At 40.3% G+C, this 18,373-nt stretch carries 17 protein-coding genes, 1 tRNA gene and 1 pseudogene; 5 read left to right on the forward strand and 14 right to left on the reverse strand.

Annotated features, from left to right (window positions below; translation table 11 throughout):
• The 13 genes from ACFIJ9_RS07895 to ACFIJ9_RS07955 form a co-directional block, all read right to left on the reverse strand.
• Positions 1-2,269 (reverse strand): phage tail tape measure protein (locus tag ACFIJ9_RS07895; RefSeq protein WP_375636585.1); only part of this gene is annotated, 2,269 nt, incomplete at its 3' end.
• Between the two features lie 131 nt (positions 2,270-2,400).
• Positions 2,401-2,814 (reverse strand): hypothetical protein, encoded by a 414-nt coding sequence (locus ACFIJ9_RS07900; protein ID WP_375636587.1) that lies wholly within the window; start codon positions 2,812-2,814, stop codon positions 2,401-2,403.
• A 9-nt stretch (positions 2,815-2,823) separates the two neighbouring features.
• Entirely contained in the window at positions 2,824-3,342 is a 519-nt protein-coding gene (locus ACFIJ9_RS07905) for a phage major tail tube protein (RefSeq protein ID WP_015856800.1), read from the reverse strand.
• 3 nt (positions 3,343-3,345) lie between these two features.
• Positions 3,346-4,371 carry a phage tail sheath family protein gene (locus tag ACFIJ9_RS07910; protein WP_375636589.1) on the reverse strand — a complete coding sequence of 342 codons (1,026 nt, stop codon included), beginning with the start codon at positions 4,369-4,371 and terminating at the stop codon, positions 3,346-3,348.
• Between the two features lie 260 nt (positions 4,372-4,631).
• A complete protein-coding gene (locus tag ACFIJ9_RS07915; protein WP_015856802.1) occupies positions 4,632-4,841 on the reverse strand; it encodes a 2-hydroxymuconate tautomerase family protein in 210 nt (69 codons plus the stop codon).
• 14 nt (positions 4,842-4,855) lie between these two features.
• On the reverse strand, positions 4,856-6,097 hold the full coding sequence (locus ACFIJ9_RS07920) for a hypothetical protein (RefSeq protein ID WP_375636591.1): 1,242 nt from the start codon (positions 6,095-6,097) through the stop codon (positions 4,856-4,858).
• Between the two features lie 88 nt (positions 6,098-6,185).
• Positions 6,186-8,054: an FAD/NAD(P)-binding protein gene (locus ACFIJ9_RS07925; RefSeq protein WP_375636592.1), complete on the reverse strand. Its 1,869-nt coding sequence runs from the start codon at positions 8,052-8,054 to the stop codon at positions 6,186-6,188.
• A 95-nt stretch (positions 8,055-8,149) separates the two neighbouring features.
• Complete coding sequence (locus ACFIJ9_RS07930) at positions 8,150-9,328, reverse strand: YbfB/YjiJ family MFS transporter (RefSeq protein ID WP_375636594.1); 1,179 nt, start codon at positions 9,326-9,328, stop codon at positions 8,150-8,152.
• Between the two features lie 260 nt (positions 9,329-9,588).
• Positions 9,589-10,470 carry a baseplate J/gp47 family protein gene (locus ACFIJ9_RS07935; RefSeq protein ID WP_375636596.1) on the reverse strand — a complete coding sequence of 294 codons (882 nt, stop codon included), beginning with the start codon at positions 10,468-10,470 and terminating at the stop codon, positions 9,589-9,591.
• Positions 10,471-10,491: 21 nt separating this feature from the next.
• Entirely contained in the window at positions 10,492-10,842 is a 351-nt protein-coding gene (locus tag ACFIJ9_RS07940) for a GPW/gp25 family protein (RefSeq protein WP_375636597.1), read from the reverse strand.
• Between the two features lie 3 nt (positions 10,843-10,845).
• Positions 10,846-11,046: a hypothetical protein gene (locus ACFIJ9_RS07945; protein WP_375636599.1), complete on the reverse strand. Its 201-nt coding sequence runs from the start codon at positions 11,044-11,046 to the stop codon at positions 10,846-10,848.
• A gap of 11 nt (positions 11,047-11,057) precedes the next feature.
• Entirely contained in the window at positions 11,058-11,345 is a 288-nt protein-coding gene (locus tag ACFIJ9_RS07950) for a hypothetical protein (RefSeq protein ID WP_375636601.1), read from the reverse strand.
• A 32-nt stretch (positions 11,346-11,377) separates the two neighbouring features.
• Positions 11,378-11,968, reverse strand: a complete 591-nt coding sequence (locus ACFIJ9_RS07955) for a hypothetical protein (protein WP_375636603.1) — start codon at positions 11,966-11,968, stop codon at positions 11,378-11,380.
• Positions 11,969-12,740: 772 nt separating this feature from the next.
• Here ACFIJ9_RS07955 and ACFIJ9_RS07960 point away from each other — a divergent pair.
• The 4 genes and pseudogenes from ACFIJ9_RS07960 to ACFIJ9_RS07975 form a co-directional block, all read left to right on the forward strand.
• On the forward strand, positions 12,741-13,136 hold the full coding sequence (locus ACFIJ9_RS07960; RefSeq protein ID WP_375636604.1) for a hypothetical protein: 396 nt from the start codon (positions 12,741-12,743) through the stop codon (positions 13,134-13,136).
• Positions 13,093-13,806, forward strand: coding sequence for a ThiF family adenylyltransferase (locus tag ACFIJ9_RS07965; RefSeq protein WP_375636606.1), 714 nt, complete (start codon positions 13,093-13,095; stop codon positions 13,804-13,806). The genes ACFIJ9_RS07960 and ACFIJ9_RS07965 overlap by 44 nt, the downstream gene beginning before the upstream one ends.
• On the forward strand, positions 13,803-15,023 hold the full coding sequence (locus ACFIJ9_RS07970) for an MFS transporter (RefSeq protein ID WP_375636607.1): 1,221 nt from the start codon (positions 13,803-13,805) through the stop codon (positions 15,021-15,023). Before ACFIJ9_RS07965 ends, ACFIJ9_RS07970 begins: the two co-directional genes overlap by 4 nt.
• A gap of 1,255 nt (positions 15,024-16,278) precedes the next feature.
• Positions 16,279-16,418: pseudogene (locus tag ACFIJ9_RS07975) on the forward strand (integrase); the annotation flags it as partial.
• 105 nt (positions 16,419-16,523) lie between these two features.
• Here the strand turns inward: ACFIJ9_RS07975 and ACFIJ9_RS07980 are convergent.
• Positions 16,524-16,614 (reverse strand) — tRNA-Ser (locus ACFIJ9_RS07980).
• Between the two features lie 313 nt (positions 16,615-16,927).
• Between ACFIJ9_RS07980 and ACFIJ9_RS07985 the strand changes: the two genes are divergently transcribed.
• Positions 16,928-18,127 (forward strand): porin, encoded by a 1,200-nt coding sequence (locus ACFIJ9_RS07985; RefSeq protein ID WP_375636609.1) that lies wholly within the window; start codon positions 16,928-16,930, stop codon positions 18,125-18,127.
• Positions 18,128-18,373: the final 246 nt, after the last annotated feature.

Consider the following 18,373-nt stretch of genomic DNA (forward strand, 5'->3'; position numbering starts at 1 on the left):
TGGCCACAGGATCACGGGCACCATTGACATGCACTGTGACATTTTGATTGTGTGTGATGGTGGAGTGATCTTTGCCTTTTTCTTCTGTGAAAGGGGAATTTGCATGCCCCGCCCCCGCAAATTGTGGTATGGGCTGAATGGCTGTTTTCCCCCCCAAAAAACTTGGCAAAAACTCTCTTACATCAATGGAACCAATCCACCCCTTAATGCGGCTAGGCAAAGATTTACAATAATCCATCAATTGTGAGATAGACGACATAAAGCCATCGACAATCGAATTAGCCAGATCTTCGCCCGCTTGTTCCATACCAGCCTTGGCACTCTCCGAGAGCTTTTCCTGTGTAAAAAAACTCTTCAACCATTGCCAAAAGTTGGAAAAGCTTTGTTTAACGCCCTCCCACACGTTGCCAAACCAACTGCCAACAGCGCTAAGCTCTTGTTTAAACTTTTGCCAAACTTGAGAGAGATCAAAAGCATTGGCGATTATATTTTTCCAACGCGTAATGGTGCTGGTATCAGCACCAAAAAAGCGCATGACGGCTTCAAAGGCTTGCCCCCAAGCCCGTGTTACCCCCCGTGCAAAGCCCTTCATAAAAGAAGAAAAACGGTCCCAATATTTCCACAAAGCAAAACCAGCAGCCAGTATGACCGCCACAACAGCAGCAACCACAGCCCCTATTGGGGTAAAAATACCCCCCACAACAGAGGAAATACCCGCCCCAACCACTTCGATCACTGTCCCAACAGAGCCAAAAGAGGCAGCAAATGCACTTCCTGAGACAGCAATCCCCCGTAAAGCCCCGACCAACAAGGTCATGGGGCGTAAGAGTCGGAGTGAACTTGCCCCAAGACCCGCGGTTAGCAAGCCCAGGGAGCGCCCTGCGGCTGCTAAGCCCCGCCAGCTTGCAGAAAGACCACGACTGAGTGTTCTAAGCTTGATAAAAGACGTGATCAATTGAAGAAGCCCAAGACGTGTTCCAGCGAGGGTAAAGCGCAAAACCCGTAGAGCAATATTAAAAGCCATAAGGGCAGCAATGGTTTTGATGATGGCGCTTGTTAAAGTGGGATGGGCATTCGCCCACGCCATAAGCCCATTGGTAAAATTGCCAACACTTTCCATCAAACTGTTGAGGGGGGGCAGAAGCACTTCACCAATGGTAATCCCCAAAGCCACAATGCGGTTTTGTAAGAGTTCAAATTGCCGCATGGCACCGGTTGCTTGTTTGTCTGCTTCTTGCTCTACAGAGCCTTTAAAGACTTGTGGATCTTTCACATAATCTAAAGCTTGCCCTAACAATTCGGGATTGCCCACCAATTTGGCAAAATCACCGGTAAAGTCTCGCCCAGCAATGGCAATCAGCGAACGCATACCCTGTTCGGATTTACCCAACACATTAAAAAAGCGCACCAAGGTACCTGTGGCATCTTTATCCAGATCTTGCATAAACTTTTCGCGGGAAAGCCCGATACTGGCAAAAGCATCTTCAATATGTTTACCCCCTGCCTGAATGCGCGCACTCATCGCATTAAAACCACGCGCTGCACTTTCTGGAACGATACCAGCAGAAATCATTGCCGTACCAAAAGCAGCGGTTTCACGGGCAGTGAGCTTAAACATGGTTGCCGCACCGGTGGCACGATTGGTAAAATCAGACACTTCACTTGCCTTGGCGGCCATGTGGTTAGAGAGATGATTGATGGCATCGCCTAGATCTTCAATGCCTGCTTGATTAAGCTTAAAGACATTGCGCAATTTGGCAAAGCGCTCCCCAATCTGATCTCCCGTCATATCAAATGCTACAGCTGCTTTAGCGGCATAGATGCTAAAAGCTTCTAGATCTTGTTCGCCAATTCCTGCTTGGCTGGCACTGGTCATCAGTTCCAAAACTTCACGCGCCGCTAGCGGAATCTTGGTGGAGGTTTCAAGCGCAAAACGGCGCAATTCCTTTAAGCGATCAAGGGGGGCATCCAGAACCTTTTCCAAGCCTTTCATCGATTGGTCAAATTGCATGGCTTTATAGAGGGGTGCAATTAAGGTTGCTGTTTGCGCAATGGCACCCACCATGCGCCCACGGGCATGATTGAAAGCATTTTCAGCATTCTTTGTCGCATCCTCAAGATGCTCAGGGTCAAACCAATTTTTAAAGTGCTGCCTTGTCTTGTTTTGGAAATGCGCAACCTCTGAACTGAAGGCTGCAAGATCACGCTTGGCAGAAGCTATCCCCTCTTGCAGATGATTGACAAAACGCACAACAAGGGAAACATCCATGATCGTCTCTTATCCTAACTGATGACTTTCATATTCTTGGGCTTTAAGGCGCGCGAGTTCTTCTCGATAGGCAATCACATCCAGCCAATCCATCTGATTAATTTCTGAAGGCGCCCAATGATAATAAAGGGCTAACTCTGCTCCAAATTGTCCGGCAGAGAGGATTGGCGTTGCGTAAAAAAAGCAAAAAAAGCCTTAAACACTGCCATAGTGTCAACAACATCAAGACGATTAATCAATTCAACCGTTTCATGAGACATATCGGCTAAAAGCACGGCTATTCCTTCCATAGCCTCATGAGTAAATAAAGCCTCACAAAGCTTAAGAACAAGAACATCATTGCTCAATGTTGTTTTATCCTCTTCTACAGCGGGTAGAACGAGCTCTACCAACTGCGGTCCAATCAACACCGCTAATTGGCGTGCTTGCTTGAAGTTTGGGCGATAAAAGGTCAGTTTCTTGCAGAGAGTTTCTTTGCCACCTTTGTCCTGATAAAGAAGCGGAACCTGCAACTCTACATCAATGCTGGTTTGTAAACTTGTCATGATCAATTCCTATAAATTGAGAATAGAGCGGCGGCGAGAACCGATCTCTTGCCCGTTGCGGACAAGCCAACCGCCCCGTTTAAAAGAAAAGCGGTGCAAAACAGAGCCATCCCAAAATTCCGTATAGTCCCAAACATTTTTGATCTCGCAATCATAGCCTGTTGCTTTTCCAGCCGTTAAGCCTTCACTATCCACTTTGACTAAGCGCCCTGTAACATCAATGGAATGCTCATGCTCGCGTCCATCTTCTTCAGAGATCACATGTTTTTTGCCGGTAAATTTATGACGAAGACCAGGAGGACCACCAAAGATACCGATAATTTCGGGTGTGTGACTGCGGATTTTCATTTGTAAACTCAAAGCTTTCACACCAAGACCGCTCACATCAATTTGCATATCAGAGCCCCCTGGTTGATAGGTTTCGGTGATTTCTTCCAACGTGGGCAGTTTCAATGTCTCAAGATCAAGATGGAGATTCACATCATCATCAACAATCAGGGTAAAACCGCGTACAATGCGTAAAGTCATGCTTTAACTCCTTGCTGCTTTGCGATAAGTTTCAAGCGTATCGCCAAATTGATAAGTCATTTTCTTTTGAATATCTTGCGCCAAACGATCAAAATAAGCGCTATTGCGCCGGCTGCCGAAACTCAAATCTTCTAAAGGTGGCACTTCTTCTGCATCAAACTCGACCCGCAATTTTCCCAATTGTAAAGTACTGTTGGAATTTAAATCGCGGTCAAACCAGACACGTCCACCCAAAAGCGCTCCACGCGCAATCAGATCATCAAGAAACTGCGTGAGGCTGCGGGTAATGGCAATAACATGTTGACCAGTAAGGTTTTCATCATTCGCCCAAGGGCGGAAACTGTTAATGATCGTTTTTTCCAAGGCTGCATGGGTGCGCACCACATTGACAAAACGCCACAATGGGTCACTGGAGGTGGTATGATTTCCCCATAAAATACGTCCATTGGAAGCTACTTCTCCCTGCCCATTTTGACTAAGTCGTGCTGGAATAAAGGTAGCAATATCGGCTTGATTGAGGCGATTAGCTTCATGATCGATTTCGCCATCAAAATAGCTAATCGGGCGCGCCGTGCCTAAAATGCCTTTGACATCTTGGTTGGAGGGAGACCAAAAAACACCGCCCCTTTGCTTATCACGTTTGATAAACATGGCGGCAGCAAAGGGACTTGCCGGTTTAACACTCCAACCACCATCATTATTTGCCACCCGTACAAAGGGGTCAATCAAATAACAAAAGCGTGAGGAAAAATCTGCACGATAGGCAAGGCTTTCTTCCGTGTTTTTACCACCCGTATCAAAAACCGCAATCGCTTGTAGCTTTTCTGCCACCTGTTCCAAGGCATCCGCCACGGGGTTTTTGCCATTATCAATCCGCCCTGCACTATAAGCTGGTGCCAGTAAAATCCCAGGCTCTACCCCTAAATGACCACGCGCATGAGCCAAGGCATGCACACCGGTTAAGGAAGCATAGGATCCCACCATCTCAGTTTGTGTCTCAGCAATGGTTGATTTTTCTTCCACACGCACAAGGATAATTTGTGCCTCAATCCCCTGCGCGCGCGCAGCATTAATAACATCAAGAGCCGTGCCTCTTGCCCCAAGCTTTTGGATTTTCTCACCCTCATGCGTAAAGAGAAGAACAGGCTCGTTGAGGGGATAGGTCTGTGCATCAGCATCAGGGGCTGTGACAACCGCCCCAATGGCGGTCTGATCAAATGTTGCTAAAGGACGTGATTTTTTATATTGATTAACCCTATTGACCTTAAATTATTGTCAAATACATAGAGTTATTCTTTATTTTGATCTTTCCTTAATTCTGTAACGGGAACACCATTAATACCCCAATTGTCTGTCTCCACCTCATCAATCACTACAACAGTCGTTTTCGGATTTTTATTCAGAATATTAACTAATAATTGAGTTGCCCCTTCTATTAGTTGCCGTTTCTGTTCAGAGGTAACCCCTTCATTAGTAATTTTAATGTTTATGTAAGGCATAAGATCTCCATAATTTACAAATATTGTACAAAAAAGCTCAAATAAATGAACGCAAAAAGATTAAATATTAATACATAATAGCTATGCATTTTAAAGCTCGTATCCACCGGTGAAATATGCAGGCTACTGGAAGCAAAAATAGCATTTATCGATACAGGAGAAAGGAGTTGAGCTGCAATAAAGAAGCAAATCCAAACCAAATAATCCGTAACCCCATAAGTTATCGATGACCCTAGTAAGGGAAATGCCAAACTAAATAGCACCATAGGGTGAATTCCTGCTACACTGAAAATTGGCAATACGAAGAGAATACAGGCATAGCGCTGCCAAACAGAGAGTGATGCCAATGAGTGACTAAACGTCACCGGCAACAAAGGAATAAGCAAATCACAAGTAGATATTAGCAGACTACAACCTAGCAACAACAGAATTTCACTTGATATACTGCGTATCACTGCCACCAAAGGAGTCAAAAAATCAACACTGCGTGAACTCCCACGCTCAATGACATATAGAATGCTCGCCGTCAACGCAATGCTTTCTAGTGCATTCAACCTGATAACTGTCAACGCAACGATAAATGTTAGCCAGAACAATATCAAAAAAATCCAAATTCTTAATCTCTCTCCTTCTTTATTCGCTCTCCTCTCATCGCAAATAATCGGATTAGCTAGCGGTACAACAGGAGAAAGGCACAACAACAACAGACTGAATAGAAAAAGTGGTATCCCCAAAGCAGCGGATGTGAATATTGGTGTTCTAGGCATAGCAGAGAAAACTGTTGCTGCACCGATGCTGGTTGGCATCAGTACCATTGTGATGCTCATCATTCGCATCACAATAGCGGCCAAATGGCGAGAGGGAAAAACACTTTTCTTCAAGGCATCAATCATTAGGGGGATAACCCCCAAACTCATCGGCCAAGCTAGAAACGCAGTCAGTATCGCGATGGACAGGGTAAGCGAACCCTTTCCATAGCGCATCAACCGTTCAGAGAGAAATTCTGAAATACGCCATATATTCATCACATGGCGCAACAATCCCATGGCGAGTAATAGCCAAAAGACATCAGTAAAACGCACAAGCACAGTACTAACATCAGGAAAATGCCAACGCCATATCAGCACTAAAGTACAAGCCAACAGGATGACCACACCACTGCGTGCATTCCCCTTCAACCACCAGTATGGTATCGTCAAAAGCAAATAACCGAAAACAGTCACTCCAGCCAATGGAATAAGAAACCAAGTTCTCATTGAGATAGATATAAGAAAAATGAATAGCATCAGCATCGCTATTATAGCGGATACGAAGGACATGCGTATCAGGAAGCTTTTTACATCATCAATGTACATTAATTGTTGAATCTTTGACTGAGTGGCGATTAAGAAGCTGCTCGTACATGTCAATGACACAGTGCCCTGCATCCCGCAGTGCACGCGAATTAACTAAAGGTCTAGGCAAAATATATGTATAAAAATTGGCCCCCTCTACTGGATTACCTACCACCCATAATGTATTTTGTACTTGTCCTTTAGTATCTATAGGATGCTGCTGACAGTCAATATCAATACCACCAGGATGATATCCTTGGTTGATAAATGGCCGGATGATACCCTGAGCAGCCAAATTTTTGATAAAAGGAGACTCATCACGCAACGGAGAAAAACTATCAATCTTGGCCGTGATCAGCACATCTCCATCAACTGAACTGTTTTCATCTTGGAAAACAGACTGAATTTCGAAACGGCTAGTACTAGCATTGAGAACAAGTTTAGGTGAAGGTCCGCCAGCCAAAGTCACGATACCAGCCTCCATCAGAGCCTTCAACTCTTGGTTTCGCTGCATCGGTGGGCCGACAGAAATACGGTTAAAGTTTGGATTAAAATATTCAATAAAGTACTTGTGAGATGAAGACGTTAACCCGCAAAAATCAATTGCTGAACGTAAGATATCACGGACATCTCGTAGCACATCTGTAGCAGCTTTCACTGGGCCATCAACATTACCTGCAGCGGAAGAATGAAGATCGTCCTTCAAATGCTCCATGAAGAATCTTGTATAATCCTTCAAAGAGGCAAATATTTTATTTCGATGAGGATACAGCAACGCTTGAATACACTGCTCGTCTTTGGAAGTAACAACATAGGTTTCAGGGTCTAGCCAGTGCCCCAGCTGCGTACTTCGATAGACATAACACATTTCTTTAAGCAACAGAGGTAAAAGCTGCGTTTCGAAATCCAGCTTCGGAGAACCGTTAGCAATGCTGGATTGCTTACGCAGATGATGTATTGCATCGAGAGTAAGGAATGATGGTATGTATTGCCCACTACCACCCTTTTGATTAATCCCGCGACTACTAAAAGGCAATGTTTGACGGGAGAATAGAGCTATCTTCGGTTCTTTGCCGCTTGGCATGTAGCACAATTGTCCAGCATTTTCAGTAAAAGTCCCACCGCGACCGTAAGTCAATTGCGACAAGACATCATAGCTAGTTAATCCAATTCCCTGCACCAGCACACGAGACTGAGATTGTATAGAGTCCAACTTTTCAATTGGATAAGGATTCGAATAATAGTTCAAAAGCGCATTTTTCATTTGATGACCAGCCACAAACTGTTGCAGATTTTCATCATGCGATGAATATGTATTCTTACCGTGACCCGTGGTAATATAAACAAAATCTACACTGTAACGATAGCCATCTTCCAAAAGAATATCCGTTTTATTATCTTGGTGGATATAGAGATTGATAACTTTTTGTCGGATCTCCTTAATACGAATACCGGAAGGTAAATCTTGCGTGAGCTCTTGGTAAGCCCAAGACAGGTATTCCCCTAACAAACGACGTGATAAATAATCATTTTCTTTGATTTCTTTCCCAACATTATGCTCTGTACGAGAAAAAACACCGTTAATATTACGATAACCTTGTTGAATAGCCCATTGATAGAAATTCGGTCCCTTCCGAATAGGCCCTACACCCTTAACTGTATCATCACCAAATAAAGTAATCTGGCAAGCAACAGTGTTAACCAATAAATGATCTGGCTGATGCACACTATGGGTACCGGTTCCCATCTCATTGGGATCAATCAATAAAATATCAATGTTCCCAGAAAATGGATAATGGGAATAAAGTGTGAGCAAGCGTTCGAGAATACTGATCCCACGAGGACCAACGCCCAAAATAGCGACTGTAGAGTGAAGCATTCTTTAATCTCCCCTATTAGAATAATTTGACTTTCACAAAATGTTTCAAAAAGAACGTAATAAATTCTCTCGACTTTTTAGTGAAGATTGCGGGTTTATGAAACGCCAACGACCTTTTTACAAAGACAATATTGGCAGATTCCAGCAGCAGCAAAAAGCGCTACAGCACCACAGATAACGGAAAGCGCAATGGCATGTGAACCAAACTGTAAAAAACTCGTCAAGAGAGGTCCTAATATTTGGCCAAAACCGTAAGTTAAGGTAGCCAAGCCTAGCAGATTTATGCCATACGGCGCATATAAACGCTTAGCTAACGGCATAACTAGAGAGGTCGTCCCCATAAAAGTAAATCCAAACCCTATGCAACTGAGAACTATCAGTACAAGAGACTGGCTGAATAATGTCAGTAATACGCATCCTCCTTGGATAAGCAAATTGAGCATCAGACAACGTAATACCCCCCACCGATGGGCTCCCCATAACCAAATGAAACAACTAGGAACAATGGCTATTCCGACAAACGACCATAAATGGTTAGCGAGTAGTGGGAAATTAAATGTTTTCGCCATCAGAGGAAGATATGTCGCGACAATAATATAACCAAACCCAGCGAGCCCATAAATCAGAGCGAGTTCCCACCAAACGATATTTTCGTGTGCCAATGACTCATTACCAGCAAATTGAGACGCATCAACACGACGTGGAAATAAAATAAACAACAAGAGCAACAATACAACAGATATTAAACCAGCTCCAAACCAAATATTTTTCGCGTTCAGCGATTTACTCAAACCAATAATAACATACTCATTACCCAGTAGAATACCAACTCCCACACCTGCATAAAGCGAAGCAATAACCCACAGCTTGTGACTATGCTGCATAACCGTAATAGAACCAAAAATCATCATTGCTGCACTCGCGATACCGGCAGCAAAGCGGATAAAGAAGACCAAGTAAAAGTTTGTTGTTAACGCCATGGCAAAAATAAGTGCACTCGTCACTATAGCTGCACCAAATAGCATGTAGGGAGCACGGGATATATTCCCAACTCTGCAAAACGAAAAAAACATACTCCCAACTAAATAACCGCCATAATTAGCGCTAGCTATATAAGAAAGTTGCTTAAAGGTAAACAATCCTTCATCCAACATAACTGGAAATACCGGCGTATAGAAAAATCGCCCAATCCCCATCCCCAAAATCATAATAATCATACCGAATACAGCGATTCCGAAACAACTCAAATCTTGACGATTATTTTTTCCCCCCATTACTCTAATTCCTTAACTAATAATTCGCTCATCCGCATTCTATCTCATCAATAGTAGCACTTATCTCAGAGAATAAAAGCCAATCTAGCCATTTGTTTAAGTAACCAGAGCAACATATTGAGCGCTTATTGTCAACATTACTGGATCAGTTATATGCATTTCATCGTTTTACGCCCTGCTCCATGTATGCTCTTCTCCCTACAAAGCTTCTTTTTCAGAAAAATAATGGCTGTAATTAAGCAGCAATAACAACGAAGACATCAATAAGCACGCCCCCGTTCAGACAAAACAATATCCCCCAAAGCTACAGCTTCATCAGGTGCGACCAAAATATCCTCAAAGGGGTGCGTTATGTTCACATGGTGAACGCCCTCAACCATCAAGCGGCTTAGTATCCAACTTAAAGACAAATCACGCCCAAGCCTTTGCGCACGCGCCCATTCTGCTCTTAAATTCTGCTCCGCTCTTTCCAAAACAAAGGAGCCTTCATCCGGTAACAACCAAAAATCAGCAGAAACATTGATCATCCGCTGCACCGCGCTTTTCACAAGGATGTGGTCATTGGTCATTTTAACATGGGGGGCATCAAGGGCTGCTTGTACCTTGGCAATCAAAGCTTCATCAGCCACCCCTGAAGGGGCGTCACTAAAAAGCGCAACATGAATAAGTGGACTTTTACCCTCACGATAAACAAAAGCATCTTTGACATGGATATCGCTTGAGAGGGCAAAATATTGATAACGTGGCACTGTGCCACCTGTGGAATGTCCTTGTCTATTCAAGCGAATGCGGCGGCGCAAACGCTCATCATCTTCATCCAAAAGGCGCGTGACCCCATGAAAATCCCCCAAATGATCTAAACTTGTTCCACGCGCAAATGTGAGTAAATTATCCCGCGCCACTTCATTAATCCGCTGGCGCAATAGCAACTCTTCATAAGCGGCCGCTTGCAATTGAATGACAACCGGATCATAAGCCGTCTTTTCCACATTATAAGGGATATGATGCGCTGCAAAAAGCTCAGTCAAACGCGTGATCTTTTGCTCTAAAATTGCTTCAACAGAAAGCTCTTCAATAATTTGTGGCAAAGGGAGTTGTGGAGGGGGAATTTGTGGAATGGATAAAGGTTCAAACTCTGTCATCACCAACCTCTAAATCAATACTCATTGGTTCCTTATGCGACCAATCCCCCAATGCCCATCGGGATAAAAAACACCCGTTAAAACAAAATGGAATGTGCCTTCACGCGTTGCTTTTGTCAGATCAATCCTCTGCAACGAAAACCCAGGCTCTCCACACCCTGGATCATCGAGTGCTTCAACAATTGCTTGATAAAGCTGCATCATCGTCGCAGGATCAGCATTGGCGTCTTGGAATGCTCCAACATCACATCCATAATGACGACGCAAAACCCGTGTCCCAATTCTTGTCGTCAGACATTTACGAAGTGACTGTTGGCAATGTGCCCAACCATATAAGAGAGAGCCATCCTTTTCGCTTATCCCACACCGCATGCTTTAAGCCCCTTTGCTTGTCTTTGTGTTAGAAACAGTTGGGGGCGCAGAAACAACAGGTGCTGGTTTTTCAGCAATCTGACCAAGCAGCAACGGATATTTAGCCGCTTCCTCACTTAAACAAATTTCTTCACCTTTGCCCGGTGAACGTTGACCAGCAACAAAATCGGCATTGGTTAAAATAACATAAGTGTTCTCACGCATGATAAACTCCTTTAAAGGGGGTAAGAGGTTGTGGAGGGACCCATTTTGACCCCACCGTGTTTGTGGCTTGCGCCAACAGATTTTTGATTGTGCTGCAAATCTTCTGCTTGAATGTGCACACTACCCGTTAATTCAACACGGGTTGATTGATGAGAAAGCACCAAACCTTTTTCACTCAAATGGATTTGGTTTTCCCCATGGGAGAGAATGAGTTCATCCTTCGTGATACGCAAAGCGCCATAAGAGCCGTCACTTTTCTTTCCTCCTTTGTGCTGTAAGAGCTTTATCTCGTTGCTCAAGCGTGTCTTCTAAATGAATAACTTTTCGTTTCTTATCGAAATATTTTCCTCAGACTTTGAAGCCTGTTATTTAAATTATCAACTTCGTGATCGATCCTTTTAATCTCTTGATTTAATTTATCAATATGTTCATGATGTTTAGAAATCACTTCTAAATAATATAATGATTGAGACTGATCCTTAAGCTTATTTGCTTCATTTAATTCTCGAAAAGCCTCTGTTCTTTTCTCAACATGCTCAAATAAAGTAAAAACCTTCTCGAGCCGTTCAAAAATTGCAGCATTCCGCTTTTGCGTTATTTCATATTTATAAGTCAGTTGCTTGTTATTTGGCATATTTTTCAGCAATGCAAAATAGAGTGCCTGCTGTTCAAAAGCTATTCTCTTCAAGTCCTCTACCGCCACCCCCAATATTTGCATTGTATCGTTCCATCCTCTCTCCGCATTGTCTTTTTCAAACTTTGCTGAATCCAACTTCTGAACCGCATCATCACGTTCCTTAACAACTTGGGAACAAAATAATTTATCTATACCCGTATAGCCATGCGAGGTAGATAAAAGATATATTAGCAAAAATATGATAAGCAATAAGCCTTCCCTCAACAGAACTTTTTTTGTAAACATTTTTTATTTGCTCGTATGCAATAAATTAAAATAAACAATTAAATTTGTATTGAAAAATTAATAATGAAATTTATTAAATCTATTTAGAATAATCTATTATAAAAATAAAAAGGGATAAATTGTACACAAATTAAATACTCAACAAACAAAATAAAGCTATAAAAACTAATTTATTCAATAAAATAGTCATAGATTTTTCTGTCTAGCTTTATATCTCTATAGGAGCAATTTAATCACTTTATAGGTGACTTTAAAATATTTTAATAGGATATTATAATTACTTCAAAAATAACATTTTGATTAATAAATATACTAACAATTATAAAATGATGCGTATACAAAACGGATAACCACAATCAATGTAGTGATCAACTACTTTATAATATAGATTTGTTTGTTTTATCCGTAGCAGCAATAAAAAAGTTTGTGTTTTTACATAAATTCAAATTTATTCATTTTTTATATTATATTTTATGCTATTACTTTTAAGTTAATAAAGATCATAGAGTTTTAAACTGATGAGATGCGTTCTTTTCTCAATGTACGCTCATTAATATTTGATGTAGGAATATTTACTTTACATCATAAAAATGCATTTACAATAATAATATTTTATATAGGATCCTCCTCCCATGTAATGTGGTGAATAATGAAAACATCAATAACGAGGAGGAAATCATAGATCATACAGAATGTAAGTAATAACTAAAGAAATTTACCTGAAATTATTTTTCAGGGAAAAGTTGGTTTGCTCTACAAGTGGGGAGGATAAATGAAACAACAATATATTTTAGGAAAATACACACATATTGTTGTTCGTGAAGAGGATGCTATTTTTGGTGCAGGTTCAAAGCAGTTTATTATCAATGATAAAAATTTTTGGGAGAACTTAGTGCTTATTGCGGCACAATGGATCAAAAAAAAGACAGTAGATGAAGTTTACAATTCACTATCATTAATCATGTTAAAAGAAAATTTTGACCGTGCGTTTGATTTTCTTGTTTCTAACCATTTTCTTGTCAAAGCTGAAACATCAGACAATATCCTCAATAATCGGTATTCCAGAAGTCATCTCCATTATCAAATGTTATGGTATGCATCCAACCTCTGTTCAGCATACTCTTTTGCAAAAAAGTGTCGTCATTTTAGGGGGTGGTGGGATTGGTAATCATGTATCAGCAATGCTTGCATCCTCTGGCGTTAGAAAATTGACTCTTGTTGACAATGATGTGATCGAGATGACCAACCTTACCAGACAAATTCTTTTTACTGAAGAAGATATCGGTCTTCCGAAAACAACAGTTCTTAAACGTGAGCTGATGCGGAGAAACAGCCAAATTGAAGTTCATGAATTACAAATGTTGATTACTGAAAAAGAGGATATCAACAAATTACCCAAAGCTGATTTATGGATCATTTCTGCTGATTCACCTGTTCAGCTAGGCCTATGGATCAATGAATGGTGTGTGAAAAATAAACAAGCCTATATAAATTCCGGTTATGTTAATGATATAGCTGTCTTTGGTCCATTTTACATACTTAAGAAAACTGGTTGTTACGCATGTAGCTCGTCTATAGGCAATCTTCCGGCAAAAAGTGATCACCTTATTTATGAAGCTTGTATTATGGTTAATAATAACTTCAAAGTTGCTACATTTCCCCCTGTTAATGCACTTTCAGCTGCCATGTGTGCTAATGATGCTCTTAAATTTTTGGGTGGTTATGGAAGCCTTCTTTCCACGGATCGCCGTGTGGGGATATGGAGCAGCCAACTTTTCACAGAAGAGCGTTCTCTAAAGAAAAATCCTCACTGTAAGGTTTGTGGAACAACACAATGAACAGACCTCGCACCCTTGCTCTCAACTATGGATCCTATAATGCTGTCCGCATGCTGATCGGCGTTTACCATGCTATTTTTTTAATGTCCATGGGAGTTAGTCTGGCGCAATTAGCTCTGCTTCAGGTTGTCTTTTCCACCACCATCCTGCTGCTTGATTTTCCCTGCGCTGTTTTATCTGACAGATATCGACGTAAATATTCCGTTATGGCTGGGGTCTTTATGACAGGAATATTTTATCTTCTATGCCTTCAAGCTCCCAATATGACGGCACTTATTATTGCGCAAATTCTCTATGCAGCGAGCATTTGCATCATTGTCAGCGCCATTGACGGATGGATTTACCATTCTCTAGGCGATAAACAGGATCACTTTTCGCATTATGCTCATCTCTACCACCAAGTTAACTCTTTCGGAAGTATTCTCAGTGGGATTATAGGAATTGGAACGATCTATTACTCTGGACAATATTTTATGGGATATATCATCTCATGCCTCATGATGGGATTTATTTTTTTGATATTCCTTATTGTTCCTGAAGAAAAGAAAACGACAATTGAAACATCCAAAACAAAAACAATCTTGCACAATGCCAAGGAAACGCTTTGGATCTTTCAAAATACAGTAGGAGGCGCATGGTTTATTTTCCTCATGTGCCTTTTTAGCGCTGGTATTCAAATTATTTATCATTTCTGGCAACCGATAATACTTTCAGGGGGGAAAATTAATCACCTCAACGGTTCGCAAATGCTCGTCTTGATGTGCTGCCATATTGGAGCCTTTTCAGCACAATATTTTTCAAATTTACTGATGTCTAAGTATCATGTTCTTGATAAAAAATATAAGAATTCTATAAAATATTTTTCCTTCTTTTCTGCGCTGATGTGCATAGCGCTCTATTTTTCAGTTCATAGCCATCAAACTGCTGCATCAGTCATCGCCTTCTCTTTAATCCATGGATTTATTTGCACTGTACCGATAGGGGCCAAAAGCTTATTTTTCTCAGAACTTAACCAAAAACAAACGCAGCATATTTCCGGTATTGTTGGTGCTGTATCTTTTAGCGGAAGAATATTTTCAATTACAGTATTAAGTATTATTTCTTTTCTTCCTGCAAAAGTTTCTCCATCTTACTACCTAATATTACCGACCATTACTTTTTTCATGTGTGGTTTGGTTGTCATGAGATGGATGAAACACTCTCACAAGTCTCTATGAGAGGAAAATTTTTAAAATTATCACCCACAATGTTTTCTTCTAAAAGAGATCTATACGTTTTTGAGAGCATTGCCACATCCAACTTTCAACATACAATGAAATTATAAAGCAATATGTTGATTTATAATCATAATATAGCAAACTCGAATATTGTAAGATCCTTTCTTTTAAAATCTGTTTTTATGGTTGAAACAATCAAAATCATTGCTTGCACATCATACGTGGAGAAAGCCGTATAAATAAAAACAATTTAGAAAAGAAAAATGCCTCTGATGAACTCCCATAATCAAAGTCTATCACAACATGGAAGCAGGTGTATAATATGCCTCGTGGCATCTTCATAAGTATACAAATGGTGTGGCTCTATAAGACTTTATATGCCTCACAGAAACTTTTGCATTTTATACCATTTAAGAGGTGCCGTCGCAAAATAGGCTTATACACATTAAGAGATATCTCTTTAACACAAGTGCATAAATTGGCAACACAAGTATATTTGTGTTTAGAATATTCTTTTTATATGAGAGGCATAATCCCAACGGGATAAACAAAAGCGTAAGACACATAATCTTCATTATTTAAAAGACACGACCATAGAGATTTATGAAAATTATAAAACTGAATTAATAAGATGATGATAGAAATAGGAGATAACTTCCACCTTTTCCGCTTTTATATTTTTTCAAAATTAAAAAGATTCTTCCGTTTTTAGAAATGACTCGTTAGCAAATATATACAATATTTTCTCCCCTATTTGATATATAAAAGCTGACATAACGGATAAAGCAAAAGCTTAGCAAAACAACGTCATAAGATAATAAATGTGCCACCAAACAATTGGAACGATATAGAGAAGTCAAAAACACTTTTTGGAACAAAATCCGTAACATATCTAGCTTTACGGCCGCTTATTCTTACAAATGTTCGTGCTGCTCCCTATGTCCATAAAAATAAATAAGCAATCCTTAGCTAAAAAATATGCAACGTCAATGTGATGCTACAACAGAGATTCGCTTTCCTTTATCAACAAAAGCATGAGAACTTTTGAAACAAACCCATCTTTCTCGGGATATTTTTTTCCACAACTGATCATATTTCCTTTAATATAAATTGGCATAGCGATTTACGTAAAACATATTGCGCTTAAAACATCCCCCATTGGTTTTGCTTTAGTTTACGCCATTAGAAAAAAAGTTTTTGTAACTTGTTTCATGAAACATAAAATAAAAAATAAACACAGGAATTAAGAAAATGAGCAACCACACGCGCTACTAACGCAGGTATTACAATTTCGCAAATAAATTTAGATGGAAGAAAGATAAAATAGCACCACTCTATACCAAAACAGCCGATAGAAAACGTCTAGCAAGAAAAGCAATTAAAAAGCTTCACAAAATTGGGATTAGTAGAAAAGCAAATGGGCACAAATTACTGAAAATAAAATTCCCACACACAATCGACTACTTTTATAATAATAGATGGCGAAGATATAATAATAGATGGCGGAGAGGAAGAGATTCGAACTCTCGAGAGCCTTTTGAGCCCTACTCCCTTAGCAGGGGAGCGCCTTCGACCACTCGGCCACCTCTCCGACAGAGAGGCATAAATGGTATCAACAGAAAGTTCAAGACATTTTCGACTTTTTTCCCAAATATCTGAAATTTTTCTCCTACTGAGCCCATAGGGATAAAAAGTTAACAAAACAAAAATTGTGTCTTTTTTACCACATTATCTCGAATAGTACATGTATACATTACAAAAAGGTAATTTCATATTTGAAACTCTAAAAAGATTAGTATAGCTAAGGTAACAAGTGCCGCGTATTTTATTTATGTCTTTGTCCTTAATGCGTTAGGTGAATGATACTCTTTAGAAGAAGATTAAACGGACCTCGGAGATCTTATATGAATATTAAATCCCTCTTTTTAAGCTCTACAGCAGCTTTTTTAGCAATTTCTGGAGTACATGCTGCTTCAACAGTTATCGCCGAACCCGAACCTGTAGAATATATTCGCGTTTGTGATGCCTACGGAAAAGGATATTTTTATATCCCTGGAACAGATACCTGCATACGTTTATCAGGAAATGTTCGTGCTGATTTTATAGGCGGTGATAATATCGATGCAACAAGCGAAACTGAACTTAGAGACAAAAGAAAAACCTATGGCGCATCATCACGGCTCACCCTTGTTTTTCAAGCAGCTTCTGAAACAGAAATGGGAACACTCCGTTCATATGCAAGAATTTTCTCAAGCTGGGGTGATGGTAGAGACAGCGCTGGTGCAAGGCTTTCAGCCGCTTACATTGAACTGGGTGGTTTTCGCGTAGGTCTTGATGACACAATTTTCAACAGCTGGACTGGTGATTATGGAAATGTTCTCAATGATGATAGCATAGCACCTGCCGGCACAACACGCACCAATTTTATTTCCTACACCTTTAATGGTGACTCCGGCTTTTCTGCTATTATCGGAGCTGAATTAGGCAATAATTCAGATTCTCTTCCTGGAACAACAGGATACTATATTGATAAAGATGATAAGCTTGTTTCTATCACGAAGGATACTCCTCTTCCAAGTAAAGCAATTAAAAATTACACCCCGAATGTGGTTTTGGGTATAAAGTTTATGCAAAAATGGGGTGGTTTTTCAGCGGTTGCAGCATATGATACTTACTACAAAAAGTGGGCTGGAAAAGTACGTGCAGATTTCAATATCAATGATCGTTTCAATCTATGGGTAATGGCTGGTTATAAAAATGGCCTTGATTACTACACAGTAAATGAAAATGATGAGTTATCACGAAAAAGCACAACGATTTATGCAAACTGGGGCGGTAAATGGGCTGCTTGGGCAGGTGCCACTTACAAACTCACTCCAAAGGCAAATTTAAATGCACAGGTTTCTTATAGTGCTGTAAAAACTTTTGCAACTTCTGTAAATATTGCATATACGCTGGTTCCAGGATTTGTAATTACACCTGAATTAACCTATGTTAATTGGAATGATGATCGCATTGTGACGGATAAAAATAATGATGAAAAACATTTATTCAATAAAAAAAGTGCTTTTCAAGGTATGATCCGTTTACAGCGTTCATTCTAATCCTATTTAAGCTAAAGATTTTAAAAACTGGCAACATAAGTTGCCAGTTTTTATTTTTGCAATCAAACATCATGAGCATCTTTCTTGATACTTATTTTCTTGTCTTTTTGACAAAAATTACTGACTTTCACAAAAATATTCTCAGAAAATTAACCTAATGTGCTTGATAAGAACACTGCGTAGGCGGTGCTTACACATCAATTCAAACAATCTCTTGCGTGCCCTTTAAAGGTGAACAAATACCTT

This window comes from Bartonella sp. MR90HLJMH, assembly GCF_042194115.1.
In the GTDB taxonomy this organism is placed as follows: Bacteria; Pseudomonadota; Alphaproteobacteria; order Rhizobiales; family Rhizobiaceae; genus Bartonella; species Bartonella grahamii.

What these genes read in the sequence shown, in the direction of transcription:
- ACFIJ9_RS07900 (WP_375636587.1), bottom strand. Translation starts at nt 2,814, where the DNA reads ATGACAAGTTTACAAACCAGCATTGATGTAGAGTTGCAGGTTCCGCTT.
- ACFIJ9_RS07905 (WP_015856800.1), bottom strand. Translation starts at nt 3,342, where the DNA reads ATGACTTTACGCATTGTACGCGGTTTTACCCTGATTGTTGATGATGAT.
- ACFIJ9_RS07915 (WP_015856802.1), bottom strand. Translation starts at nt 4,841, where the DNA reads ATGCCTTACATAAACATTAAAATTACTAATGAAGGGGTTACCTCTGAA.
- ACFIJ9_RS07920 (WP_375636591.1), bottom strand. Translation starts at nt 6,097, where the DNA reads ATGAGAACTTGGTTTCTTATTCCATTGGCTGGAGTGACTGTTTTCGGT.
- ACFIJ9_RS07925 (WP_375636592.1), bottom strand. Translation starts at nt 8,054, where the DNA reads ATGCTTCACTCTACAGTCGCTATTTTGGGCGTTGGTCCTCGTGGGATC.
- ACFIJ9_RS07930 (WP_375636594.1), bottom strand. Translation starts at nt 9,328, where the DNA reads ATGGGGGGAAAAAATAATCGTCAAGATTTGAGTTGTTTCGGAATCGCT.
- ACFIJ9_RS07935 (WP_375636596.1), bottom strand. Translation starts at nt 10,470, where the DNA reads ATGACAGAGTTTGAACCTTTATCCATTCCACAAATTCCCCCTCCACAA.
- ACFIJ9_RS07940 (WP_375636597.1), bottom strand. Translation starts at nt 10,842, where the DNA reads ATGCGGTGTGGGATAAGCGAAAAGGATGGCTCTCTCTTATATGGTTGG.
- ACFIJ9_RS07945 (WP_375636599.1), bottom strand. Translation starts at nt 11,046, where the DNA reads ATGCGTGAGAACACTTATGTTATTTTAACCAATGCCGATTTTGTTGCT.
- ACFIJ9_RS07955 (WP_375636603.1), bottom strand. Translation starts at nt 11,968, where the DNA reads ATGTTTACAAAAAAAGTTCTGTTGAGGGAAGGCTTATTGCTTATCATA.
- ACFIJ9_RS07960 (WP_375636604.1), top strand. Translation starts at nt 12,741, where the DNA reads ATGAAACAACAATATATTTTAGGAAAATACACACATATTGTTGTTCGT.
- ACFIJ9_RS07970 (WP_375636607.1), top strand. Translation starts at nt 13,803, where the DNA reads ATGAACAGACCTCGCACCCTTGCTCTCAACTATGGATCCTATAATGCT.
- ACFIJ9_RS07985 (WP_375636609.1), top strand. Translation starts at nt 16,928, where the DNA reads ATGAATATTAAATCCCTCTTTTTAAGCTCTACAGCAGCTTTTTTAGCA.